A 25,240-nucleotide genomic window follows, 5' to 3' on the forward strand; every position below is an offset into this window, starting at 1 on the left:
TCCTCAATCCATGCTAATATTTATCTTATCCCTGAATTCTTCATTTATTTTGTAACAATATGCTAGTACCTCAGCAACTGCACGATAAAGATTTTCAGAGATATCGCTCCCTACATTCAATAAGGCCAGAGCATCTGCCAGATCAGGGTCTTTGTATATTGTAATATTATATTCTTCTGCTAGACTCAATAATCTATCGACCAATCGCCCCTGTGCTACAGCAAGGACCTTTGGCACTTCCCTTCCCGAATAACCAATGGCTATACCCTTTTGTTTGCCTTTCATCTCTATACCTAGCCCCCTTAGGGAGTATCCCTATACAACTGAGAGCGCTGGTTAAATCTGACAGAGACTAACTTTTTTTCTCTTTTTATCAGGCTAGAACCTAAATCCAATATTTTCCCCATATCAATAGAGATGGTTACTCTGCCTGCTACTCATTACCTGAGTCAATGGGGAATAGCAAAAAGCAAAACCATCAAATACAATATCTACGTAAGGCCTTGCCATAAAGTAGCTTTTTCAGCCCCTCCCTCCTGCATTAACATCATGTCCCAATCAGTAATTGTATAGTATACACAATAAATATAATACAATAAAATGGCAGTTACACTAAGGAAGAAATATTCCAGTTTATATTCTTATATCCATAAGACTATTTGAGATTCCAAGAGAATTAATTTCAATTATTTTTTCTACTGCTTTCTGGCTGTTATGTAAATAGATATGTACATCTCTATTTAATGAATTCTTCACTGTAGAATGAAAAGAATCAATCCTTTTTCTAAATTCATCAATAGTGCTATCTTTTTCACAGAATATAGCTATGCTCAAATCAGATTTATTCTCTTTTATCAAAATATCCATAACTCCAAGATAGGAGAAGTCAATAGAGAAGATAATAGCATTGTTATTAAAGATATACAGAATTGAAGTAAATTTGCTTCCATCATAATAGGGGATATCTCCGGAATGCACATCCTCTATTTTATTGCTGTTACTAAAGAGGATATCAATTAAAGCCTTAATCAATTCTCTTTTATCTTCCCTATTTGAAAATTCAGATATCCTCTCAATTATGTCGTCTATCCTTTCCCTTATTATATTTTCATCCTTCAATATTTTTTTTAACTCAGATAAATGATTATTCCCAAATCCTAAAATCTGTAATAATGAAAAGAGTTGGTCAACCTTAATGCCCCTTCCACTACAAAGCAGTAGAGATAGAAGTATGAGGTTCTCCTCCTTGATTTTTAATTTTAGTAGCGTATTGAAGAGAATGGCACTCCCCATTGACTGATGAGTTGTATCTCCAATAATCTTCATAAGAAGATTATTCAAGTCAAATACCTTTGATAGTCCTTCTTTTATTGATCTCGCAAGTTCAAAGACCCCCATCTTATGTATATCTTTTTTATCAAAAATGGAATACTCTAATATTTTCTCAATATTTGAATTATTTGCACTATCAATAAGCTTAAAAAAAAATACATCACTACTCTTTTTTTCAAGAATGAGATTTATTCTGCTGCTTTCAGGAATTCCTTTTAAAAATTCTGCTTTAATCCTCCTTCCAGCGATCTCTAATACTGCCAGTTGGTTATTTATCTTCTCAACGACACGGGCAGTTACCTTACTTCCCATTCTAAGGTCCTTGATAACATTAGATGAGGATATTCTACTTGTAACTTTAATAATGTTACTCTTCTCTATCATCGATCGCCCTATAATAATGGAATCTCACTCACTGGCTTATAACTCCTTCTATGGATTGGGGAAGGGCCAATGCTTTGTATTGCTCGTCTATGCTCTTTGGTACCATAGCCCTTATTCTTTTTGAAACCATAACCAGGGTAAATTGGATCAAATTCAACCATTAAATTATCTCTCCTAACCTTTGCGACTACTGAGGCTGAAGCAATTGAAATGGATTTAGTGTCGCCCTTGATTATAGCAATAACCGGTATTTTCAAATCAAAGGAAAAATTTCCATCAAGTAGAATTATATCAGGCGGGTATGGCATACTATGAAGCAATCTTTGTATTCCATATTCTGTTGCCCTATTGATATTTATGTTATCAATAATTTGGTGGGATACTATTTCAACGCAAGCGAACTCAGAGTATTCTTCAATAATTGACAATACCCGATTCCTTTCACAAGGGGTTAATCTCTTGGAATCGTTGACTCTATTTATAATTTGAGTATCAGGATTCATGATAAATGAATCCCTATATATAACAAGACCGACAACCAAAGGTCCAGCCAATGCCCCTCTTCCCGCTTCATCTATACCAGCGATTGTTTTATATCCCTTATCTAACAGGGCTCTCTCAATATTAAAAGAAGGGTTATCTTCGCTAATCCTTTGTTGTAGCAAATCCCCTATACGCTTGAATCCTTCGTCATACTCTCTTCTACTGGTGTTGAGTTAACCTCTCTTGGGACACTTTGAGTAGATGATTTTGTAATTCTTGCCTCTTTAAGTTTTGCTGATTTCCCTCTCCTGCCCCTGAGATAATATAGTTTAGCTCTCCTAACAACACCCTTCCTTGTTACTTCAATCTTTTCGATCCTTGGAGAATAGAATGGAAATATTCTCTCAACCCCGACATCATAGGATATCCTTCTAACTGTAAAAGTCTTCCTAATGCCTTTATTATCAATGGCAATCACTACACCCTCGTAGGCTTGTATTCTTTCTCTATTGCCTTCAACAATTTTATAATGAACCTTAACTGTATCTCCTATATTGAAGTTTAACTCTCTCTTTACAGGTATGATCTCTTTTTCAATCTGTTCTATTAAATTCATTTTTATTCACCCATTCTTAAATATCTATCATACAAGTCAGGCCTAACCCTTCTGGTTTTTTCAATACTCTTTTCAAGACGCCATTTGCGTATCCTTTCATGATCTCCACTTACAAGGATTTCGGGCACTCTCTGCCCTTCAAATTCTCTAGGTCTTGTATATTGAGGATATTCTAGCAAAGATCTTTGAAAGCTCTCTTCCTTAAGTGAATCAGGGTTTGACATAAAACCAGGAATAAGCCGTGAAATGGCATCCAATATTACCAGTGCAGCATATTCTCCGCCTGATAGTATATAATCTCCAATCGAAAGCTCATAATCTACAAACTTGTCAATAATCCTTTGATCAACTCCCTCATAGTGTCCACAAATAATACAGAGATTATCCTTTTCTGTTAGTTCCTTGATTAGGTTTTGATCAAGTGACACTCCCGATGGGGTTGTTAATATTACCTCAGTCTTCTCTATAGTATTTGATTTAATTGCCCTGAATAAGGGGCCTGGCATTAACACCATCCCACTCCCACCGCCATAAGGATAATCATCACAACGATGGAATCTATTCTCAGCGTAAGCCCTTAAATCTATTACTTCAACCTCAATAATCTTCGACTCAATAGCCTTTCCCAATAGACTTGAGCTTAAGGGACTTCTAAAAAAATCAGGAAAAAGTGTAATAATCTTAATTGACTTCAATGAAATCTCATATATCTCAAATCTCAAACAATCCATCGATTGGATTGATATCTATTCTTCCCTCAAAAATTCTTTCAGTATCAATCATGGACTCAACAAAGGGTATTAACAACTCTTTATTATCATTATTCTTTATCACAAGGACATCACCCTCTCCTGCCCTAATAATATCCACTACTTCAGCATAATGATTCCCTTTCCAGAAGACAGTGCATCCAATAATATCATAATAGTAATATAGCTCAGGGGCTAAATTCCCTCTTGTTCCTTCAGCCTCTTTCTTATCTATATATATTTCACAACCCTTAAGATTAAGGGCAGCGTCTCTATCAATAATTCCATCTAATTCCAATAGGGAGCTTTTTGTTTGAATTCCAACTAATCCAAGACTTTTATATGCCCTATATTCTCCATGAATATCTAAATAAATAATACTCTTCTCTTCAAATCGTTCCCGCAGATCAGAGATCACTATAATCCTAAGACGACCATGAAGTCCATGAGCGCCAATGATTTTACCTACTCTTAAGTACTCTTTACCTTTACTCAATCAATTATTTCTAATACCACCCTTTTACCTGATTTTGTGGCAGAAGCATTAAGAATTGTTCTAATGGCCTTAGCTATGCGACCATGCTTACCGATGACTTTTCCTATATCATCCTTCGCAACCTTTAGTTCTAGTATTGTAGATTTTTCTCCTTCAACCTCTTTTACCATTACCTCTTCGGGATGATCCACAAGAGATTTCACTAAGTATTCCACCAGTTCTTTAAAATCCATTTTCGCCTCCACAGAAATTATTTTACATGTTTAAACTTTTCCCAAATTCCTGACCTTTTCAAAAGTCTTTCCGTTGTCTCTGTTGGCACAGCCCCCTTTTGGAGCCAATTTATAACGTTCTCTTCCTTAACATCAAACTGATCTCCCTTTGAGATAGGATGATATTTACCAAGATATTCTATTACTTCTCCTCCTCTCTTCTTTCTACTATCAACAGCCACTATACGATAAAATGGCTTTTTCTTAGTACCAACTCTTTGTAACCGTATTTTAACCGACAATTACTATACCTCCTTATAGAATAGAAGATGATTATTAATAATTCATATTTTTGTCAATACAAAATATGATTTGAGATTAAAATTATGCACTCCTACAGGCAACTCAATTTATGAGACTAATGATTCAACTTATCCACTAACGATAGATAAAAATACTGATCAATGGATTAAAGTAAGGATAATGTCTATAACTGGTAGGGAAATATAGCCTTTTTAGAAAAGCTTTGTGTTAAATAATACTCTAAATTGTCTGATAAGTCAATAAGCAAATTGTAGTTCAGTACTGAATGTGGATTCACACAAATGTTATTGAATATCTCATCCTTCAATAATTATTGAAAGCATCTCTATTCAAAATTTTGCACCCTTATTCCAATAACCTCTATAATTTTTTTGTCGGATACTATGCTTATCCTAGCATTACCCCTCCGTTTAAACACAAAACTCATCGTTTCCCCACCATCCATTTGTCTGTAAAATCTAACCCTCTTTGAGCTGTCATCCTCAATATAGGCTTCATATATAGCCCTTTCCCTATTTGTAGGTACAGTGTAATCGATTTTTTCATAGGATATATAAGGATGCTCTTTGAGGGGATAATAATATATCTTCAGCTTAGCCTTATCGCCTTTAGATATTGGCGTGCCCTTCTTTGGCTCTTGGGATATTATAAGCCCGCTCATTTTTTTCGAACTAGTTATCTTTATCTCTTCATAAATTGAAAGCCCCTTTGAAAGCAATAGGTTAAAACATAAATCAATTGATTGTCCAATTAAATTAGGCATCTTCATGTCAATATCCGACTTCCCGGCTGATACAAGAAGATTGATCTTTCTATCAGGTGTGACCTCTTCACCGGCTATTGGATTTTGATCAATTACAATATTATTAGCACTCTTATCCGATTGAATATATGATATGACACCTATTCCAAGCGAGATGGATCTATTATAAACGTGAAGATTTTTCATCTTATTCATAGCAAATGGGAGCTGTAATCCGATTAGATTGGGGACGTCAACAAGGAGATTGCTTCTACTGACAATAAGTTTAAGTTTAGTACCCTCTGAAACAATACTTCCGCATTCAGGATGTTGATTAAGGATTACACCATTATCTATATCAAATACATCATAGAAACTTATCTCAGGCGATAGCCCGCTTCTCTCAAGACTGTTATAAACATCAATAAAGCGTTTGCCAACCACATATGGTATTTTTACCTCCTTTTCTGACTCTGTAAGGAATATTAAGATGATCGTTGAAATAAATAGATATAGAGAAATCCCAATAAGCAATAACAAGGCTGTTGGACCTACAACCTTTGATAAGATATTTTTCAGAGCTTCGCTATTCCAATATCCCTCTTTTCCTTTCAATTTACTCGTCCCCTCTTTATAAAATTTCACATCAATTATAATTAAGTTGTCGCCCCTTTTATACTTGCCTACACTTCTATCCAAGAGTAAATAATGGTAGAAGAATCTCCATCTATCCCACTAGCTATTCTATTATAGAAAGTATTATTCATGAAGATATGTTGAAGATATTCATAGACTATAAGGCTGGAATTACTGTTATAGCGGTACTAGTAATAATGGCATTACCCTTTAATTCGCTTTAACTCAATCTTAACTAGGTTCATTTTATCCATACACTCCATGTTAATTATGTCAGGATCACCCCATTCAGGTGGGAATCCACCTCCAAACTGGAGCATAATTATATATGGAAAAATATCATGATATAAAAATCCACACAAACCTCCGCTGCTATGACCGCTTAGCTCAATTTGATCACCTACCTTATGACCAGCGCTACAGTGCCCCTTCACTTCCATTATTGTACCAATGATCCGATATCCTAACCTCTCTTCACCCATTTTATCCTCCTCTTAAATAAAGAATAGGCAATGGACATAAATGACCTTTTTCTCAAGGCTACAAGCTTATTTGATATACATCAAATATGATAAATTATATCAGTCAAGTACTATTATCAATTATATCATCTATACGAAATCCTTTTTCATGCTTTCCTGCTCCAGTTATGAATAATTTACGATGCAGAGGAGTTAATGTCATTAACTCACATAATTATCGAGTAAAATCAATCCCTTTCATATCTTTGTAGGCCCAGGGATATACATTTATTTATTTATATTGACTCCTGCCATCCCTTATTCCTATCATCTTATTATACGAATAATAGGATGACTGATTATAATTCTTGTGCAAAGAAAAACACATTAGAAGAACAAATATTTTATCTTAAAGTTTTGCTTTAATCCCCTTAATTGCTGACCAAAGACTATGAACAAACCCTTTTCACAATCTTGCGAAAACAATAAGACACCCATTCTGAATGTACTCTCCAGATATCTCACTCAACCCGCAACTCTTCTGGAAGTGGGTAGCGGAACAGGTCAGCATGGCGTTCATATGGCCAACCACTTACCTCACATCACCTGGCAAACCAGCGACATCGATGAAAACCTTGCAGGCATCGATCTTTGGCGCAGGGAATTCCAGCTTGACAACTTACTTAAGCCGATATACTTCAATGTGTTGGAGCCAGAATCTGCACCCAGCATGCACGATCACCTCTTTTCAGCAAATACTCTACATATCATGAGTTGGCAAGCTGTGGAATCCTTCTTTAAAATTATCCCATCTCTGATGAGAAAGGGCGGATTGGCATTTTTCTATGGACCTTTCAAGTATCATGGAGAATACACTAGCCCTAACAATGCTGACTTTGACCTGTGGTTGAAGGAATGTGCAACCCATCAAGGCATTCGCGACTTCGAAGCGATCGAGGCGTTGGCTTATAATGCAGGTTTAATATTATTGGAGGATGTCAGCATGCCTGTCAACAACCAGACCCTGGTCTGGAAGCGGGGTTAACTCAAGTAATGTAGTGAATTATATAAACTTAAGTTTATGCTTTATTTTCGCTGAATACAGAGAGGTATTATTATACAAGCTATGATCCTTTATATAATAATTCTCACAATGGGGATCTTCTTTCCCTTGCCCTTTACATAAATTGGTGGAATCTCTTGAAACCTATATTTCTTCTTTGCATGCAAAAATAATTCTTTGGAAACAAGAATCTCGCTGGGTTTAGCCAAAGAACACAACCTCGCTGAAAGGTTTACTGCATCCCCAACGCAAGCATAGTCCATCCTGAAACTTGATCCTATGTTCCCAACAACCACATCACCACCATGTACGCCTATTCCTACTTCAAAAATTGGCAGATTCTTCTTTGTCCTTTCCATATTTGCCCTTTTTATTGATCTCATAATCTCAATTGCGGTTTCTATTGCAGTATCTGCCCTCTTCTCTCCACCAAAGTGGGCCATTACCTCGTCTCCAGTATAATCATCAATATCTCCCTTCTTGGATGTTATGATCTTTGCCTGTAATTCAAGATAAAAATTTAGCACCTCAATCACTGTCTCAGGATCATTTTTTTCAGAAAAAGATGTAAATCCTCGAACATCTGAAAAAATAAAGGCTAAATTCATTCTTTTAGTTGTACCAATAGCCACATCCCCCTTCTTCCTTCCGATCATACTTCTGGTGGATCTTGAGACAAATTTCTCAAGGTGATATTTCATCTTGAGTTCATCAAGCATATTATTGAATATATCACCAAGCCTACCAATCTCGTCATTGCTATCAATCTCAATCTTTGTCCCCAAATTCCCAGCGCTTACGATTAATGCCCATTTTTCTAACTTTTTCAAATTCTGTATCATATAATTTAACACAATGAGAAATGCTATACCACAGAGTATGATCATTACCAGGGCAATATTCATTACCTGGCTAATATTCTGACCTAACTCCTTCTTAATCATATCCACATTAAATATTATTGCCAGTGCGCCAAGACGCCTTACATTCTCAACTTGAGAGGATAGATAATTCAAACGTTTGATTATTAAATCATTGATCTCCTTTGCCCTCGCTGGCATATCATTTAAATAGGCATCAATCTTTTTCTTCTTTTGAAGGAATAGCCATTTGTCGCGCCATAACCACTTCTCTCCTTTCTTAATACGCTTATCCCTGTATGTCATAATATTGCTGAATAGCTTTAAGAATAGAAAGTCTATATCCGATGCCTTAACGATAATAGAGGGAAACCCATCCTGTTTTTTGAGCTTTTGATTATTAAACTCATCTCCAAGGGTTTTCCTATATTTCCTCCATAACGAACGATAAATCTGATTTCTTGCCTTTTTGTCCGAGTTGTGATATTTATTATAATATTTTTTGAAATCCTTCAGCAGGTTAACCACATTGCCCCTGTGTAGAAAAATTGGATAGGTGATAGCACGATATCTTTTGTTGATCACTTCCTTTGTCTTTTTATTCTTCTTTTTCTCAGTATAATCATAAAAATACAATTTCTCCTCTTTCTGCTTCAAACACCTCTTTATATAGGATTGAGTAGATTTCTGTTTGCGCATTGACTTTTGGGTACTGAATTGAATTATTCCCCTTTCATCAGTCAGAATAATGCTTACAATATCATCGTTATAGGTCTTGAAATTCGATGATTCCCTTACAATGGTCTCATACTTGATACGCAATTCCTCCTTTGTTGTCATAATGTTCTTATCAAGATAAAACTCAGCAGGGCCGCTTAATATTCGAGTAAGCGTTGACGCCTTCCTATACTTTTCATCCTCCAATAGCCTTCTCTGGTTCATATACATTATCAGGGTAAAAATACTAATTATAACAATCATCACAAGAGATAATAAGCCTAAAAATCTTATTCTTATTCCAAAATATACTTTTCTTATATTTGCCTGGTTTTTATAATCTCTATCAAGCGGTAAAAGCCCTTTAAGAAAAAGGGCAATCCTAGGATACAGCGTATATAAATATTTTCTAATCAAGATGATTACCTTTTTTGTTATTAAATCCTAAAAAAATAAATTCACATAACTCAGTAAAGAGGAATTCATCCCTGACCAATCTGAAGGGTAGGGATAATGAAATAGGCTAATCTACCATCATTCTATCTAATTTGAATCTAATGGATCACTAATGAGAGCGCAGATAAAACTATATTGGAATCTCAGACGCTTTAGGCTTGAAATTCCCAATACTATATTTATCGAATTGTATTCACTAAATAATATGATTATACATTTCGATAGATTAATTATAGCATGTAAAGCAAAATATCTATAATTTAATTTCCAAAGACAACATATTTGTGATTAAAATACTATTGACATCAGACATACACCTTGGACATAGAAATGATGATTTCTATGTATCAGAAGACGCTAGAATGAAAACCTTTAAAAGGATAACATCCCTTGCAAAGGAGCATGACCTATTATTAATTGGGGGAGATCTCTTTGATTATCCAAATATTGGTAAAGAACTTATTGATTTTGTTGCTGAAGAATTTCAAAATATCAGGGATAATGACGTAGAAATCGTATACACCCTTGGAGAAAATGAACTCTATGAAGATGGCTCTATTCCGAATTTTCTATTAAATCTGAATACAAATCATCTATTTTCAAGGATTGAGCACTCTCCCTATTGTTTCTCAAAGAAAAATCAACAGGTATTCATTTATGGATCACCATCTAGAAAAATTGATTTCTCTCAAATAAGAAGGAAGGCAGAAGGTGGATTTCATATAGGATTATTCCATGTAAATTTCGTCCTCAATGATGAATGTATAGATTCAAATATTTCCACACTACATAGGAGGGATATAAAATCTCTAGACCTCGATTTTTATGCCCTTGGGCACTATCATCACTTCAAGGTGTTCAAATCCATGGGCAGAATCATTGCAGCATATCCAGGTAGTCCGGAAGCTACCTCCTTCGGTGAGAAGGGGGATCGATCTGTTCTCTCAATTATTGTTGATGATAATGAAATATCCCAGATAAAGATGTTTACTGTAAATTCTACGATAGTTAATGAGACATTCATCGATTGCTGCAAGCCAGATGCTCACAACACCTTATGTGAGGTCTTAGAGAATAATAAATCTTTTCAGACAATTATAAAAATTATCCTGTTTGGGAAGAGAGATTTCAATATAGATTCTCAGATAATTGAGGGATATGAGAGGGAATACCTCAAAATCCTTGTTGAGGATAATTCATATCCTTCAATTGACCTTTTAATAAAAGAATTCGAAAATGAAAATTCATTAAGGGGAGAATTCTTTTCAATTTTAAAAGAGAGAATAGCCCAAAAAGAGATGCCTCCTGATATAGACCTAATGAATCTGTCTGAAATATTACATCATACTCTAAGGGAGGAGACCCTTGTTTAGGAGGAAGTGCTGTGCAAATAATCGAGTGCATAGCCTCAAAACCCGGACTTTTTGATAATACTATAATCGAATTGGACAATAGGGTTAATATTATCTATGGGGGAAATGACTCAGGGAAGAGCCTTTTAGCCAGAGCCATTATTGATACATTGTGGGGAATCTTCCCCAACTTATCATTATTGAATGGTGACGCTTGGGATAACCTATATTTAGATATCCTATTTTCCAATACTGATAGCCAATACAGGTTTATTAGAGATAGTAATAGAACATTTGAGATATTAGCAAAAGAGGGCTCTGTAGAAAAAAAAATTTATGAAAATACAAACAACAATAAGGAAATAGTCTCAGATGGGGACATCTATAAAAAGCTTCATTCCTTCAATAATGGTGTGAAAATAATAGATTTTTTCAATAGTATTGATATAACAACATTCTTGAATATCGCCTTCTTGCCATCTCCTCTTGAATCACATCGACATGAGACATCCTATTACACTAACCTTAAAAAAATATTAATTGAGGACAGCACTGATTCAAATTTATTTTATAGAAATATAAAAAATGCCTTCGGACAGGAGGAGACATTCAACTTTAATAATCCTATTCTAAATGAAATCCTAAAAACTGAAGGTATTATTAAAGATTGTGATAAGAAGATACAGATAATTGACATTCAGAATTCAAAGATAGATAAGCTATACAGGGAAAAAACACAAATTGAGGAAAAGATTGGTGGTTTAGAGAAGAAACTTGCAGAACTCAGAAATAGAAAGAGCACCCTTCTTGTTATACTGGAGAATGTTATTAGACTTCAGAGTATTGAGAAAAATATTACAGAAATAGCAGAAGAAATCCTATATGAGCATGATAAGACCAAAAGCGTCTTGCGAATGGTTGAGGAGATTGAGATCATGTTTCCTCAGTTTAAAGATTTTAATGAAATTAGCAGGAATAATATACAAAAAATTGAGGAAGCATACAACGATATACGAAGCGTTAATGAGGTTATAGATGATTTTATTTTCCAAAAAAAAGAAAAGAGGAATTGGATGACCAATAGACTCATAATAATTAACCTCTTTTCTATTATTGTAGCATTTGTCACTCTCAACATTGATGCCGTAATTATACCCAGTGGTGACAAAATAACCATACTAGTCCTATTATTGATTCTCTCCCTAAGCCTATCATTCTTATCCGTTTTACCTTATGTATTTTCATACAGATCCAAAGAACTTAAACAATTGATTACTAAAAAAAATTGTATGGGGAAAAGATTAAAATGCCTGCTAAATCAGAACAATATAGATTTAAATGATAATAGATTAGAATCGATATATGAACTTCTTGTCCAGTACTTTGAAGAATATGGCGAATATTCAATCAAACATTTTGAACTTAGTAATGCCAAGGAATCCCTGAAGGATAAAGAATACCTCAACAGAATTGAATGCAGATTAAATCGTCTTATTAAAGAAGAGGAAGCGTTAATAGAAGAGATAAATAAGGATATAATCTCGATGAAGGATGTTGGAAACCTAGAATTAAATCCAGACATAATTCAGGGTATGATATCCAATATAAATTTAAATATAAAAACAATAAAAGATAACATCAAATTAAATGAAACAATTATTATTAATATAAATAAGGATATTAAAGACAATAAAAACTTGTTTCAAAAAAGAGAACAACTGATTGAAGAGAAAGAGGAAGCAGAGAAAAGACTAAAGGATTTGAATACTGAAAAGAATTCTATTTTCTATATCATGGAACTCTTAACAGAGGCAGTTAATCAAAGGGAAAAGAAGCAACTTGATAAATTGGTTCTATCCTCACTAGATAAATTCCAAATACTCACAGATAATCACTACGATCATCTTATAGATTACAACCATATCAGTAATCTAATTACGAGGAATGAACATATTGAAAACACGAGTCCTGCAATTATTCATATATTATTACTCTCAATTATGCTCTCAATAACAGATTTTTTGGTTGATTATAAACTTGACCTCCCATTAATTATTGATGAGCCATTCCTATTCATGGATGATATACGGATTAACAGGTTGAAACAATTGCTTGATGATATTTCACATAAGAGACAGATAATAATTTTTACCTATAATCCAAATCTAAAGGCTTTAGGAAGTTGTGTTGAATTATAGCTATGGAACAAAATGGACAACTCAATTTTTCAGATGATCCCTTACTTGCTGGAAGTAATGAATCTTTCCAGTTCTTAGAAGAGGGGAAATTCTTAGAAGCAGTGACCAAGCTTGATGAACTTATGAGCATAAATCCAAATTATCCAGGATTAGGGGAGGGATACCGAACAGCAAGATTTTGGAACAACAGGGAAAAAGAGATCAACAACCTGGATCAGGGCAAACAAACAGCGGACTTCCTAATGATTCAGTGGATGGAATTTGAGAATTATGCGGAAGAGAATCATATGAAGTATTCTATGGCATACCATTCAGCAATGAAGTATATCTTTTTTACCGCCTCTGAGCATTACAAGATAGCCTTTAGGAGCCAGGATAGTTCTACAGATAATTTCGATCTCTTGCTCAATTTAGGCATCTGTTTTTTAATATTAGAAGAATATAATTCTGCAATAGAAACCCTTGAGTACGCCCGCAGTATTCATAAAAATAGCGCAAGATTACTGAGCATGCTTGGCGAAGCCTATTATCATACTGGAGAGATGTCTAAAGGGCTTCTATATCTGAAAGAGGCATTTTTGATAAATCCCTCTGAAATTGACATTAGCGCCCTGAAATCCAAACCTATTCTCGAACTAATAAAGATCGTGCACAGTAGCAAACCGGATTGTAATGATCCCAGGGAATGGATGCCGATATTTGGTTTTGTAAAAGAATTATTCAATGCTAGACGCCAGTTAAACAGAGACCAAGTTGAAGTGCTAAAGCGCGATATACGCAGCCTGGAAAAAAGCTTTCAAACCCTGAGTAAAGAGAGAATATACAACTCCAACATTATCCCCAGACTCGCAAATAAATATCTTTGGATGCTTGAATATTTCAGATATCAAGAGTATGATTCAACCAATATCAAAGAAATAAAGGAAAGGCTTATTCAGATTGATGGAGAAATATTTGAAATATATTTCATGGATACGCAGTAGTTGAATAAATAATCGGAATCCCCTCAATTTGTTACTAAAATGATTGAATGGCAATCATACCCTTAGGAATGAGTTGTTAAAGCAATAATTCCTAACTACAAGCGCACTCATGCTATTGGGAGATTGGCAACATTATGCTAAACTCCGCTCCACCGGTTTCTTTATTCCTTATCGTAATACGCCCATTATGATCACGTATTATTTTATTTACTATTGCAAGACCAAGCCCAATGCCCGTAACCTTTGTAGTGAAAAAGGGTTCGAAAATATTATCAATATTTTCACTGCCTATACCATGACCCGTATCTCCAATAGTTATCGTAACATGACCATCATCAACATCTGTGATAATCTCAATCTTGTCCTTAGGGCCAGTTGCCTCAATTGAATTCTGTAGCAGATTCAAGATCACTTGCTTAATCTGATTAAAATCTACACGAAGGAGTGGAATTTGTTTGTTTAACCTCAATGAAACCTCTATCCCCTTCTCCTTTAATTGATTCCATAATAGTTCCATCGTTTCATTTATCGCATCATTTACATTATTGTATTCTATTACAAAGGACGAGATCTTGGTAAAGTCCATAATATTAGAAAGGATATCCTCAAGCCTCTTTGACTCCTTTATTATTATATCAGCCGCCCTAAGCACCTCTACATCATTCTCAGCAAGCTTTTCTATTCGCCTAGCATATCCTCCCATCGTAACCAATGGATTTCTGATCTCATGAGCTAAATGAGTAGCAACACGTCCAACCGCTGCCAATCTCTCTGATTCAACCATGGATTTCTGTCTCCTTCTCATTGCCTCCATTTGCATTTCTAAGGAAAAGATAATGCGGTTGTTTTCGATATATAGCGCCACCTGAAGACTAAATGTAGAGAGTAGCTGAATATGATCATCTATAATGGGAATAGGAGTATCTAAATTATCAGCAATGATTAAACCTATTGCCCTATTATCAACAATAAGCGGTACCACAACAAATTCATCCACATTCATAAATTCTCTAACCTCATTGTCAACCCTATCATCACCATTGGAATCTTGAATGTGAATTATCTCTTGATTCTTTAATGATCTCACGAAGATATTATTACTATCCATATCAAATATAATGGATTCTGTCATATCTGGCATTCTCATACTTTTCACTATTGAAATAGTATGACCGTTATCAGGATTAGTGAAAGCAGCATAACCTCCGGAGCCAGATAAAATATTTTGTATCTTAAGGGTTGAATCTGAACCTACAATCATTTCCCATCTTAGTGATTTTTCCCTCTCATCCAGGAGAAAGAGCATCGCTCTTGCAAATCCAAGTCCATTTTTGGAGGTTATGCTTGAAAGTATAGTATATAGATTAGTATTATTCTTTTCATCTCTATAAGTCAGATCTGATAAACCTTCCAATACATTAATCTGATAATCCTTTTTGCATCTTGTTGTTATATCATCTATTATAAGAGAAATATGCTCCCATCCATGGGTTGCTATCTTTGATAATTTCATATCAGCTATAATGGATATTTTCTTTTTGGAGAAGAGATGTATTTTCTCTAATAGAATTGAATTATTGAATGACTTCACTTGAGTGATCGCTTCATTAATCTTATTTGTAACAAAAATGAATATTTCGTTTATGTTTCTACCAATTATTTCCTCCAAATCTACTTGAAACTTTTTACAGAAGCTATCATTGGCAAAGATGATTTCTCTCTTTTCATTAAGAATAACTAGATATGAATCAACTAAAAGGATTATGTCATTGTAAAACTCATAAAATTTTTCAATCTCAAACTTCTGGATTGTCAACACTTCATTAACATGCCTTCCAATAATTATAAGCTCATTAAATATTTTTGCCAATTCATCATTTTCATTTACATGTTCCTGTGAGACAATATACTTTCCCCTTTTCAGCTCATCTATTACTCCGATTATATTTTTTATTCTTCTAACAAATAAATATTTATAACCTATCTTTAATGTAATTGATTGTAGTAAGAGAAAGGATCCAATCCCCATAAGAGAATAACGTAAAATCTCAGATGAAAGATATTCCTTATAAATGTAAGCAAATATCATACCTAATAAAATGAAAACATCTGGCAGATACAGGATGAAGATTCTTACAAAAGAGTATTTACTCAAATATCCTCCTTGCTCCATTTGATTTTTATTGAGGAAGAAAGAGCAGTTATTCTTATCATTAATATAGATGATTCAAAGTAGTGTTTAATATAATAAGGGACTTTCATTTTTTGAGAAACAGTTGTAATTCCAAGATAAAAAGATAAGGATTTCTATAAATAATGGCAAAATACTGAGAATTAGGAATTACAGCTATAACACATTAAAATGTTTTATTACAAAAGATGCAACAACAAATTTCACCCCATGTTTTTGAAACATCATACAACATGAAATGAAAGATCATATATAAAGAAAATATACCCTACGAAACTAATTCAGCTATTTGTCATATTGTATATTGAACCATGTTAAATCGTTAAGAGATGGAATTGATATGTTTAACTATCAAGAGGGGTGATGAGGTTCAAAAAGAATATTCTTCAAAGGATTATTATGTCAAGGAAATTGGATAATGATAATATTTTCTTGTAAAGAAAATAATTCAATACATAGGAGAATATTCAGAAAAGTATTGCGAGTATGTTCGCACTTTAACGATATATGATTCATGTTCATGTGAAAATTTTAATGTAATAACCAAAAATTTTAAATTTACAGTGAAGGAGATGGAAGATATTTAGTAAACTGAAGGTATCCCTGCCGGATTGTCAATAAAAACTCTTTGAGGATAAATATATCGTATAAATCTAACATTAATGCATATGAGGAAAATAAAAAGAAATTCTTGACAGAATATTTATGTGTATGTGTATTTGACTATATTAAATTTTGCAGATTTTTGAATTTTATAAATAGGGTTTATTAGTTTCTATGTATATATATTGGGAAATAATAACCTCATTTCAACTTGAAAATCCCTGAATATCTGAATTGATTTAAGAATTCAGGAATTTTTCAAACAATAATGCCCAAAGAGTGACAAGCACTTATATTAAACGGGAGGGACATGAATTATACTGATCTAACGAAATGTACTATCCCCAAGTACATGTCACCTTAAAATGCGAGTAAATATATTATCAAGAAGGAACCATATATTTCGCAGGTTTTGATAAAAAAGTGGAACTAATCGTTGAAATTAGCGGTTTTGCCAGTTATCTGCTTGTAGTTGAATAATTTGAGGGAGAATAGGTTAGGTGTGACGTGCAGAATGCGGCAATCATGTTCTTCAAATCGTTTAGGGGCTTTCCGATAGTGAGTGGATCAATTAACTTGATTTATAAGCTATAAGGAGATATAAAAATAGTAAATATAGGAATTATTGGTAATTTGATTGTGTATAGCAACAAATATACAATCGTCTTAAGGGGTAGGTCAATTCAGATATGATTGCTATGCCGAAATGGAGGTCTAGGCGTCAATGTGAGCCAAGAAAGCTAATGATGGAGGAGCTTCAAACATGAAAGCTGAAAGTAATTTAGAAAAAATATTTAAGAAAGGTGAATTTGCTCTTACTGGAGAGCTTGGACCTCCGAAGGGAAATAATCTTGAGGTTGTCAAAAAGAAGGCAGAGATGCTAAAAGGCAATGTTGATGCTGTGAATATAACCGACAATCAGACTGCAGTTGTTAGAATGTCCAGCATCGCTACAGGGGCTCAGGTACTTCAGATGGGACTTGAACCTGTGATACAAATGGTCTGTAGAGATAGAAATCGTATTGCCATGCAGAGCGATATATTCGGCGCGACCTCTTTTGGCATTAAGAATATGCTCTGCCTCAGTGGCGATCATCAGAGCTTTGGTAATCAGATGTATTCAAAAAATGTCTTTGATATTGATTCAATACAAATGATAAGCATGGTTAAAAGGATGCGTGATGATAAAAAATTGCTCGATATTGATGATGAGGAGATTGACGGTGATGTGAAGGTGTTCATCGGCGCTGCCGCAAATCCCTTTGCAGAGCCCTTCGAGTTTAGACCCTATCGTTTGAAGAAAAAGGTCGAGGCAGGGGTTGATTTTATCCAGACCCAGTGTTTATATGATATGAAGATATTTAAGGAGTGGCTGAAGGTTGTTATGGATATGGGGCTTCATGAGAAGTGTTATATATTAGCTGGAGTAACTCCTCTAAAATCCGGAGGTATGACCAGGTATATGGCGAATAACGTTCCAGGCATCATTATACCTGATGAATATATTGAAAGGATGGTAAACGCCTCAAAGGATAAGAAAGGCGCAGAAGAAGGCATTAAAATATGTTGTGAACAGATACAGGAATTACGAGAAATGGAAGGGGTTCATGGCATACACCTTATGGCTATTGAGTGGGAGCATAGAGTAGCTGAAATTGTAGAGCGTGCAAATTTGCTACCACGTCCGGTAGTATAAAGCCGATGTAATAATCTTTGCCTGTATGATAATGCTGCATACTACCGCCATTTGGGCGGTAGTAAAATATAATAAAGCCGTCGCATTATTGTTGATTACCTGTCAGTGTATCTTTCCCACCATAATCCATACCCCCTAAGTATAATCTATTTGTTAGATGATTTTTTATGAACCTACAATTATATCCACTTCATGAAACATAAATTCTTGATGATTCCATGGTATACAGCGATAGATGAAATTGCGGTATTTCCCTCCTAATTATCGATACCCCATAGCTGGAGATAATAATCTTGAAAAATGCTTGATTCATTTCTACTATACAGTAAAAAATTGATCTATTGTCATTGATATATTCTAAAATAAAAGCATTTATATCTCTTGAGAGTGTAAGATAGGTTTTTATAATTCCTCTTGTTCACTCTTTTAGGATTGCGCGTTTTGTTTGAGCTTTTACTTTTTGGACCTTGAGAAGGGGAGTTCAATATAGATGGCGCTAGTAGTGTTAGGATATCGAGGTTGATGAAGGTTCAAGAGTTAAGAGTTGAGGAATACAGGATTAAGGAGAGGCCTTATTACCTGCCTATAAGGGACGAGGTAGAGGTGTTTTTGGCTGCCTTTCGTTCAAAGACGCCTGTGCTGCTTAAGGGCCCAACCGGTACTGGAAAGACCAGGTTTATAGAGTATATGGCGTACACGCTGAGTGGTAAGCATGGATTTTCAGATCAAGGGGATGAAGGGGTGCTCTCACTTATTACTGTAGCCTGCCATGAAGATTTGACTGCATCAGATCTTGTCGGGAAGTATTTATTAAAGGGTGATGAAACAGTGTGGCTTGACGGCCCGCTCACGAGGGCAGTTAGGAACGGCGCTATATGTTATCTTGATGAAATAGTAGAGGCAAGAAAGGATACTACAGTCATCATACATCCCCTTGCGGATCATAGGAGAATTCTTCCGATTGACAAGAAGGGTATGGTTCTCGAGGCTCATGAAAATTTTTTTCTGGTGATCTCCTATAATCCTGGCTATCAGAGTGTGATCAAAGACCTGAAGCAGAGCACCAGACAGCGCTTTGTATCCATTGATTTTGACTATCCTTCCCGTGAGCAGGAGGCAAAGATCATCCAGCATGAGAGTTCCGTAAGCGAAGAGATATCCTATGAACTCGCTAAGGTAGGGGAAAAGACGAGAAATCTGAAGGGTCATGCCTTGAGCGAGGGAGCCAGTACACGCCTTCTGGTTTATGCTGGCAGATTGATCAGGGAGGGGATAAACACAAAGAGGGCATGTGAGATTGCCATTACCGCTTCACTCTCTGATGAAGTTGAGGTTCAGAGGTCTATCTCAGAGATTATTTCCACGATCTTCCCCTAGAAATGAATCTTTTAGAAATAATAACGTGAGCTGATAAAACCCAATAGGGTATTTAAATAATAACCAGATAATGATTGATAGCGCACATATGATTGACTTTCTTACTGAAGAGAAACCACTTGCTGAAATTGAGTGGCCTAAGGGCATGTCCCGAGATTTGGTTATAGGTCTTGCTGAGCGCCTTTGGGAGGTCTCTCCTGAAAGCTCTATCGCCTTTCTCAATGATTTTCCATTAATTCTTCCACATTTAATAAGGGAAGAATTTACAGAATGGGATTTTCTTGGTAGAATGCCTTTCTCTGGCCCTTTTAATATTTCCGTTTCAGATACCGATTTGAATTCATCCTCCTCAGTGTCCTTATCGCGTATATCCTTTCATTACCTATATGATTGGGTCGAGTTGGGATTAGAAATGGCAAAGCGCTTTCCAAATGCATCTGCTCAATATTTTCAATCCCTATCAGCTTTTCTTGAAAATGGCGAACCCTTTTATGTGCGCAAATGGATTAAGATGGCCATGAAGATCCTTGTGATTGACAAAGCATATGAGGTGGCGGTAATCTCCCTTCTCAAATCGAGTCCGGTTATGCTGCAACTCATACCCTTTAAGGAACATACTGATTGGATTGCTGTTGGTCAGAAATTATTAAAGCGCTCGGTTAGACTTGCATCAAATTATTTCTTATTAACACCAAATCAATTGGGCTTCTTGTATAGAACAGAGCGAAAAAAATTTTTCAAGCTTATCTCTCTTTTGGTGGATGAATCTCCTGAAAATGCCGTGGAGTTTTACCAGAAATTCCCGGATGTTCTTCTCAACATTAGCCCGACAGTTCGGGGTATATTCATTGATATGATCAGAGATATTTCATCCGGACATCCTGAAATAATTATTGATACATGTGATGAAATTGTATCCCGAATCAGCGCGCTCTCCAATCCGAGTCAGGATAGTGTTATGAGGCATGTGGTGGCAATAGCTAGTATATCACTGGATGCTGCTAGAGGGTTTTTCCAAAATGTGAGTTATCTAGTTATGATGCCTGAGACCTTTCTCCTTAAATGGGTTGAGAAGGGGCTTTCTCTTCTTCATCATGATGAGAAAAGCGGTATTGATTATTTTTCTCTTGCCTCAGATGAGGCCAATGATGAGATTTTAAGATGGAATAATGCTGTGCTTCTAGATGATTATAGAAATGTGTTATCCCTATATGCTCAGGCTCTTGTCGGAAAGAGACTTAAACTTCAAAGCACAGAAGACCTTAATAATCATGAAAACTCTCCGGCAAGGTTCTATCCAACAAGCGACGGCAATTCTATCTATTTGCCGCCATTTGCTGTGGGCGAGCATAGCCAAGATGCGAATTTTCGACAATACAAGGTAGCAGTGGCTCATCAAGCTGGGTACATAGAATTTGGAACCTTTGAATCTGGCCTTTCTGTTATTATGGCCATATTTGAATCACTTCCTCAGAAGGACCTCGCCTTAGATATCTTTATAATTATTGAAGACGGTCGTATCGATTGGAGGCTAAAGGAGGAATACGCTGGGTTAAGGAAAGAATTGAATATAGTCATTCCGGATGCCATAGATAAAAGGACTTGTCTGAAGGAACTTCCCCTTCAAGAGGCGCTTGTGGAGGTATTGTTGAGGCTTAGTGTTGGACATTTTAATGAACAAGCGTTGTCAGCCGTGATTTCTGGACATGTGGATTTTTTAATCAATGCCTTTGACGGTTTTTATGAGAGGGCTCAAGGTGTTTGGGATAGCCTTCAGAAGGCTATGGAAATATATCATTATTTGAGTGCATTGTCAAATACGAAAATCTATCGGATGATGGAGATTGAGGATGACATAGCTTGCAAATTTAGCAATCCATACTCACCATCCATTCCCATCCCTTTTCGTGGAAGACTGTATCCCGACATTATTCCTGATCCTATCCAATTGGACATTCAATCAATTGAGTGTATTGATGACAACTGGGGATCTCCTATGCCCCTGGATGAACTCAAAGGGCTTTGTGATAATATTAGGGATCTCTTGCTTCAGAAGAATATGAATGGTGAGGATAAAAGCTCACAGGGCCTTTTCATCACAGACATTGACGGATTAAATGGGATGGATGGGGCAGAGGGACAGAATAATGAAGAATATGAAGAGGAGTATTGCTCTTTTGTCACTAAGGTATCCCGATCGACTGAACAGGAGGGCCCCTTCTATTATGATGAGTGGGATTATCTTCAAAGAGATTATAGAAAAAAGTGGTGTTGTATTAGGGAGGGTGTGGTCGACTCATCTGAATCCGGAATAATAGAATCAATTTATAATAACTACAGCGAGCTTATCAAGAGGGTCAGAAGGCAGTTCCAGCGGATCCGTCCAGAGGCCATAGAGACTGTAAGGAGGGTGGAATGGGGAGATGAAATAGACCTTCCTGCAATGATTCAGTGGATTATGGATCGTAAGGCCAATGTAAGCCCCTCGGATAAGATCTTTTGCCGCAGAGAGAGAAAGGCAAGAAGGATAGCAACGCTTCTCCTTGTTGATATGAGCGCCTCCACTGACGAGTTGGTTCCAACTAATCAGGTATCGAATTCCATGTCACAAGATTCCATGTTGAGTCAATGTTCCGGGGGCGCACATGATGCGCAAAAGGGGAAGAGGATTATTGATATCGAGATTGAGAGCCTGGTTGTTATGATGGAGGCTTTGGATGCTCTGGATGATGAGTATGCAATCTTTGGATTTTCAGGATATGGCAGGCAAAAGGTAGATTTTTACCGCATCAAGGATTTTTCTGAATCCTATTCCGATTCAGTTCGGCGACGCGTAAGCGGCATCAAACCCAGACAGAGCACGCGTATGGGGGCAGCTATCAGGCATGCAATCGAGAAAATGAGGTTAATTGAGTCGGACCAGCGACTCCTGATCCTCTTGAGTGATGGTTTCCCTCAAGACCATGATTATGGTGAGGATAGGCGTTCTAGAGAATATGCCCTAAATGATACCATGATGGCTCTGCTTGAGGCAAAGAAAGATGGCATTTTGCCCTTTTGCATTACAGTGGATCAGAGCGGTAATGATTATCTTAGAAAGATGTGCAATCCCAACAACTACCTCGTTATCAAGGATATATATACATTGCCTGAGGTGATGCCTAAGGTAGTAGAATCGCTGATTGCCTAATTTTTATCGGTCTTAAATTTGAAAATACTATGACCATGAAGATTACTTCACACATATGCCAGGTCGGGGGTTCAGAGGAATCCCATGTCTCTGATGCGTCTGTATTTTTGATTGTTGACGGCAGTGAAGCTGTGCTTGTGGATGCCGGAACCGGAAGGGGGCACAATGAGATTATTGGTAATATTGATAGGGTGGGCGTTAAATTAGGGGATATTAAGTATCTTTTTTTGACGCATTGTCATTATGATCACACAGGTGGTGCTAATGCCCTTCGGATAGCAACGGATTGTAAGGTGATAGCTCATGAGTTGGATTCTGCATTCATTGAGAATGGAAATTCTGAGGTAACCGCCGCTTCTTGGTATGGCGCCACGATGGAACCCACACCCGTAGATATTAAGGTTCAGCATTCTCCTGCGGATTTTCGGGTTGGCAGCATTGAGCTAAAATTCTATCATACGCCTGGGCACTCCCCTGGATCTGCTGTATTGACCGCCTTTTCTGATGGCAGGTTAGTTCTCTTCGGGCAGGATGTGCATGGCCCTTTGAATGATGTGATACTCTCAAATAGGGGGGATTATCTGCAATCCCTGGAATTCATGCTATCACTTGAAGCTGACATCATTTGTGAAGGGCATTTTGGAGTCTATTTTGGGAAGGAGAATGTTAGACGATACATAGAATCTTTTCTATAATCTTATAGTATAGTTGTATGCAATGCCATGCTCGAAAATATCCTCACTTTTCGTGATTTTGGGAAAAAGCGACAATATATATAAATATTTGTTAAGATATTTGCAGAGAGCTTATAATGGAGCAATTTGAGATAATGGAGTTTGTGCCTGAAACCAATGAAGTGGATATGAAAAAATTATTGTCAGCATTTCTAACAATTTGGAATGATCCTCAGAATCTAAAATATCTAAGTTTTACCCTTAACCATTTGAGGAGGAGACGGTACTGTCTTGGTTTTTGCCATCACGAATGGAATACTCAAAACGAGCGGATGGAATAGATTTAGTTTTTCTAAGAAAAGAATTTATCTAGTCTTGATGAAGATGTCCTGGGAGAGATTCAAGAGCATTATGAAAATGAGATATTCCTTTCATCCTTCAGCTAAGAAATAACTGAGCAATGCTGTAAAGTGTTATGAAGGATGTTTTTGGGATATAGACTAAGAATTCGAGGATATTCATGGGTAGTAAATATGCAAAATTAATATTAGGACCAATGAGAATACCATTTCTCATATTAAATCCTGTTTGTGTTATTCTGGGCGCTGCTACAGCCTCATGGTCGGGATACGAGTTAAATTATTATTACCTTGCCTTAGCCCTTGTTGGAGCCATCTCAATACACATCAGTGTTAATGCGCTTAATGAATACTATGATTTTACCAGTGGTTTAGATTTAAACACAAAGCCTACACCCTTCAGCGGAGGTAGCGGCACCCTTCCACAAAATCCTGACAAGCCACATTTCGCTTTAATAACGGGCCTCATTTCCCTGGGCGTTACAATTCTTATAGGTATATATTTCCTCTTAGTATGGGGATTGTGGCTTCTGCCCTTAGGCTTATTCGGTATAATAATCGTAATTGCTTATACGAATTGGGTTACTAAGAATCCAGTGCTATGCTTGATCGCTCCTGGAATGGGTTTCGGCATACTGATGGTAATGGGAACTGACTTTGTGCTCACCGGTACATACTCCTGGACATCATTCTTGGCTTCATTAGTGCCGTTTTTCCTGGTGAGTGATCTTTTGCTTCTAAATCAATTTCCGGATGTTGAGGCTGATCAAGCAGTAGGTAGAAGGCATTTCCCCATTGTAATCGGGAGACATGCCAGTGTATGGATCTATGGGATATTCCTTGCCGGCGCATTCTCTTCAGTCATAGTAGGGTATTTATGTGGGTTCTTCCCTGCTGAGGCCTTTATTGCTCTTGCTGCTGTTTTTATAGCTGTTCCAACTGTGATGGGTGTTGCCAGAAATGCTGATGACATACCTAAGCTTATCCCATATATGGGAAGAAATGTTATCATAAATATTTTAACCCCCTTATTGCTGGCGGTTGGTCTATTTATTGGACAATGAAGTATAGTGATAATGAAGTGTG

The 25,240-nt window shown here is 36.3% G+C and carries 20 protein-coding genes and 2 pseudogenes; 10 read left to right on the plus strand and 12 right to left on the minus strand.

Annotated features, from left to right (window positions below):
• Nucleotides 1-3: 3 nt before the first annotated feature.
• From SVZ03_02655 to SVZ03_02700, 10 genes and pseudogenes are all read right to left on the minus strand, one after another.
• Entirely contained in the window at nt 4-285 is a 282-nt protein-coding gene (locus tag SVZ03_02655) for an EscU/YscU/HrcU family type III secretion system export apparatus switch protein (GenBank protein ID MDY6933108.1), read from the minus strand.
• Nucleotides 286-633: 348 nt separating this feature from the next.
• A complete protein-coding gene (locus tag SVZ03_02660) occupies nt 634-1,716 on the minus strand; it encodes a hypothetical protein (GenBank protein ID MDY6933109.1) in 1,083 nt (360 codons plus the stop codon).
• Nucleotides 1,717-1,724: 8 nt separating this feature from the next.
• Entirely contained in the window at nt 1,725-2,381 is a 657-nt protein-coding gene (locus tag SVZ03_02665) for a ribonuclease HII (protein ID MDY6933110.1), read from the minus strand.
• Nucleotides 2,382-2,461: 80 nt separating this feature from the next.
• Nucleotides 2,462-2,806 (minus strand): annotated as a pseudogene (gene rplS / locus SVZ03_02670) (50S ribosomal protein L19).
• Nucleotides 2,783-3,510 (minus strand): annotated as a pseudogene (gene trmD, locus SVZ03_02675) (tRNA (guanosine(37)-N1)-methyltransferase TrmD). Before trmD ends, rplS begins: the two co-directional pseudogenes overlap by 24 nt.
• A gap of 16 nt (nt 3,511-3,526) precedes the next feature.
• Complete coding sequence (rimM, locus tag SVZ03_02680; GenBank protein MDY6933111.1) at nt 3,527-4,060, minus strand: ribosome maturation factor RimM; 534 nt, start codon at nt 4,058-4,060, stop codon at nt 3,527-3,529.
• Nucleotides 4,057-4,293, minus strand: a complete 237-nt coding sequence (locus SVZ03_02685) for a KH domain-containing protein (GenBank protein ID MDY6933112.1) — start codon at nt 4,291-4,293, stop codon at nt 4,057-4,059. Before SVZ03_02685 ends, rimM begins: the two co-directional genes overlap by 4 nt.
• A 17-nt stretch (nt 4,294-4,310) precedes the next feature.
• On the minus strand, nt 4,311-4,574 hold the full coding sequence (gene rpsP, locus SVZ03_02690; GenBank protein ID MDY6933113.1) for a 30S ribosomal protein S16: 264 nt from the start codon (nt 4,572-4,574) through the stop codon (nt 4,311-4,313).
• A 347-nt stretch (nt 4,575-4,921) separates the two neighbouring features.
• Nucleotides 4,922-5,953, minus strand: a complete 1,032-nt coding sequence (locus SVZ03_02695) for a PASTA domain-containing protein (protein MDY6933114.1) — start codon at nt 5,951-5,953, stop codon at nt 4,922-4,924.
• Nucleotides 5,954-6,177: 224 nt separating this feature from the next.
• Nucleotides 6,178-6,456 (minus strand): TIGR04076 family protein, encoded by a 279-nt coding sequence (locus tag SVZ03_02700; GenBank protein MDY6933115.1) that lies wholly within the window; start codon nt 6,454-6,456, stop codon nt 6,178-6,180.
• 430 nt (nt 6,457-6,886) lie between these two features.
• On the opposite strand from SVZ03_02700, the gene SVZ03_02705 reads away from it, so the two are divergent.
• A complete protein-coding gene (locus SVZ03_02705; GenBank protein MDY6933116.1) occupies nt 6,887-7,480 on the plus strand; it encodes a DUF938 domain-containing protein in 594 nt (197 codons plus the stop codon).
• Nucleotides 7,481-7,569: 89 nt separating this feature from the next.
• Here the strand turns inward: SVZ03_02705 and SVZ03_02710 are convergent, their stop codons facing one another.
• Complete coding sequence (locus SVZ03_02710) at nt 7,570-9,300, minus strand: adenylate/guanylate cyclase domain-containing protein (GenBank protein MDY6933117.1); 1,731 nt, start codon at nt 9,298-9,300, stop codon at nt 7,570-7,572.
• A gap of 515 nt (nt 9,301-9,815) precedes the next feature.
• Here SVZ03_02710 and SVZ03_02715 point away from each other — a divergent pair.
• Genes SVZ03_02715 through SVZ03_02725 form a run of 3 tightly spaced genes read left to right on the plus strand, consistent with a single transcriptional unit; the run spans nt 9,816 to nt 14,064 of the window.
• The gene (locus tag SVZ03_02715) at nt 9,816-10,904 is read left to right on the plus strand and encodes a DNA repair exonuclease (protein ID MDY6933118.1); all 1,089 of its coding nucleotides are present in this window, start codon (nt 9,816-9,818) and stop codon (nt 10,902-10,904) included.
• A gap of 11 nt (nt 10,905-10,915) precedes the next feature.
• A complete protein-coding gene (locus SVZ03_02720; protein MDY6933119.1) occupies nt 10,916-13,081 on the plus strand; it encodes an AAA family ATPase in 2,166 nt (721 codons plus the stop codon).
• Nucleotides 13,082-13,083: 2 nt separating this feature from the next.
• Entirely contained in the window at nt 13,084-14,064 is a 981-nt protein-coding gene (locus SVZ03_02725) for a tetratricopeptide repeat protein (protein ID MDY6933120.1), read from the plus strand.
• 112 nt (nt 14,065-14,176) lie between these two features.
• On the opposite strand, the gene SVZ03_02730 is transcribed toward SVZ03_02725, so the two are convergent.
• Complete coding sequence (locus tag SVZ03_02730) at nt 14,177-16,219, minus strand: ATP-binding protein (GenBank protein MDY6933121.1); 2,043 nt, start codon at nt 16,217-16,219, stop codon at nt 14,177-14,179.
• A gap of 1,402 nt (nt 16,220-17,621) precedes the next feature.
• Between SVZ03_02730 and SVZ03_02735 the strand changes: the two genes are divergently transcribed.
• The 6 genes from SVZ03_02735 (at nt 17,622) to SVZ03_02760 (ending at nt 25,218) form a co-directional block, all read left to right on the plus strand.
• The gene (locus tag SVZ03_02735; protein ID MDY6933122.1) at nt 17,622-18,554 is read left to right on the plus strand and encodes a methylenetetrahydrofolate reductase; all 933 of its coding nucleotides are present in this window, start codon (nt 17,622-17,624) and stop codon (nt 18,552-18,554) included.
• A 522-nt stretch (nt 18,555-19,076) separates the two neighbouring features.
• Nucleotides 19,077-19,931: a CbbQ/NirQ/NorQ/GpvN family protein gene (locus SVZ03_02740; protein MDY6933123.1), complete on the plus strand. Its 855-nt coding sequence runs from the start codon at nt 19,077-19,079 to the stop codon at nt 19,929-19,931.
• Between the two features lie 88 nt (nt 19,932-20,019).
• The gene (locus SVZ03_02745) at nt 20,020-23,121 is read left to right on the plus strand and encodes a VWA domain-containing protein (GenBank protein ID MDY6933124.1); all 3,102 of its coding nucleotides are present in this window, start codon (nt 20,020-20,022) and stop codon (nt 23,119-23,121) included.
• Between the two features lie 29 nt (nt 23,122-23,150).
• Nucleotides 23,151-23,816 carry an MBL fold metallo-hydrolase gene (locus tag SVZ03_02750; GenBank protein MDY6933125.1) on the plus strand — a complete coding sequence of 222 codons (666 nt, stop codon included), beginning with the start codon at nt 23,151-23,153 and terminating at the stop codon, nt 23,814-23,816.
• Between the two features lie 116 nt (nt 23,817-23,932).
• Nucleotides 23,933-24,136, plus strand: coding sequence for a hypothetical protein (locus SVZ03_02755; GenBank protein MDY6933126.1), 204 nt, complete (start codon nt 23,933-23,935; stop codon nt 24,134-24,136).
• Nucleotides 24,137-24,315: 179 nt separating this feature from the next.
• On the plus strand, nt 24,316-25,218 hold the full coding sequence (locus tag SVZ03_02760; GenBank protein MDY6933127.1) for a prenyltransferase: 903 nt from the start codon (nt 24,316-24,318) through the stop codon (nt 25,216-25,218).
• The last annotated feature ends 22 nt before the right edge of the window (nt 25,219-25,240 follow it).

This window comes from Spirochaetota bacterium, assembly GCA_034190085.1.
In the GTDB taxonomy this organism is placed as follows: Bacteria; Spirochaetota; UBA4802; order UBA4802; family JAFGDQ01; genus JAXHTS01.

Coding starts and splice junctions, on each gene's coding strand:
- SVZ03_02735 (MDY6933122.1), top strand. CDS start 17,622: ATGAAAGCTGAAAGTAATTTAGAAAAAATATTTAAGAAAGGTGAATTT.
- SVZ03_02725 (MDY6933120.1), top strand. CDS start 13,084: ATGGAACAAAATGGACAACTCAATTTTTCAGATGATCCCTTACTTGCT.
- SVZ03_02655 (MDY6933108.1), bottom strand. CDS start 285: ATGAAAGGCAAACAAAAGGGTATAGCCATTGGTTATTCGGGAAGGGAA.
- SVZ03_02760 (MDY6933127.1), top strand. CDS start 24,316: ATGGGTAGTAAATATGCAAAATTAATATTAGGACCAATGAGAATACCA.
- SVZ03_02660 (MDY6933109.1), bottom strand. CDS start 1,716: ATGATAGAGAAGAGTAACATTATTAAAGTTACAAGTAGAATATCCTCA.
- SVZ03_02750 (MDY6933125.1), top strand. CDS start 23,151: ATGACCATGAAGATTACTTCACACATATGCCAGGTCGGGGGTTCAGAG.
- SVZ03_02700 (MDY6933115.1), bottom strand. CDS start 6,456: ATGGGTGAAGAGAGGTTAGGATATCGGATCATTGGTACAATAATGGAA.
- SVZ03_02685 (MDY6933112.1), bottom strand. CDS start 4,293: ATGGATTTTAAAGAACTGGTGGAATACTTAGTGAAATCTCTTGTGGAT.
- SVZ03_02755 (MDY6933126.1), top strand. CDS start 23,933: ATGGAGCAATTTGAGATAATGGAGTTTGTGCCTGAAACCAATGAAGTG.
- SVZ03_02710 (MDY6933117.1), bottom strand. CDS start 9,300: ATGAACCAGAGAAGGCTATTGGAGGATGAAAAGTATAGGAAGGCGTCA.
- SVZ03_02745 (MDY6933124.1), top strand. CDS start 20,020: ATGATTGACTTTCTTACTGAAGAGAAACCACTTGCTGAAATTGAGTGG.
- SVZ03_02740 (MDY6933123.1), top strand. CDS start 19,077: ATGAAGGTTCAAGAGTTAAGAGTTGAGGAATACAGGATTAAGGAGAGG.
- SVZ03_02705 (MDY6933116.1), top strand. CDS start 6,887: ATGAACAAACCCTTTTCACAATCTTGCGAAAACAATAAGACACCCATT.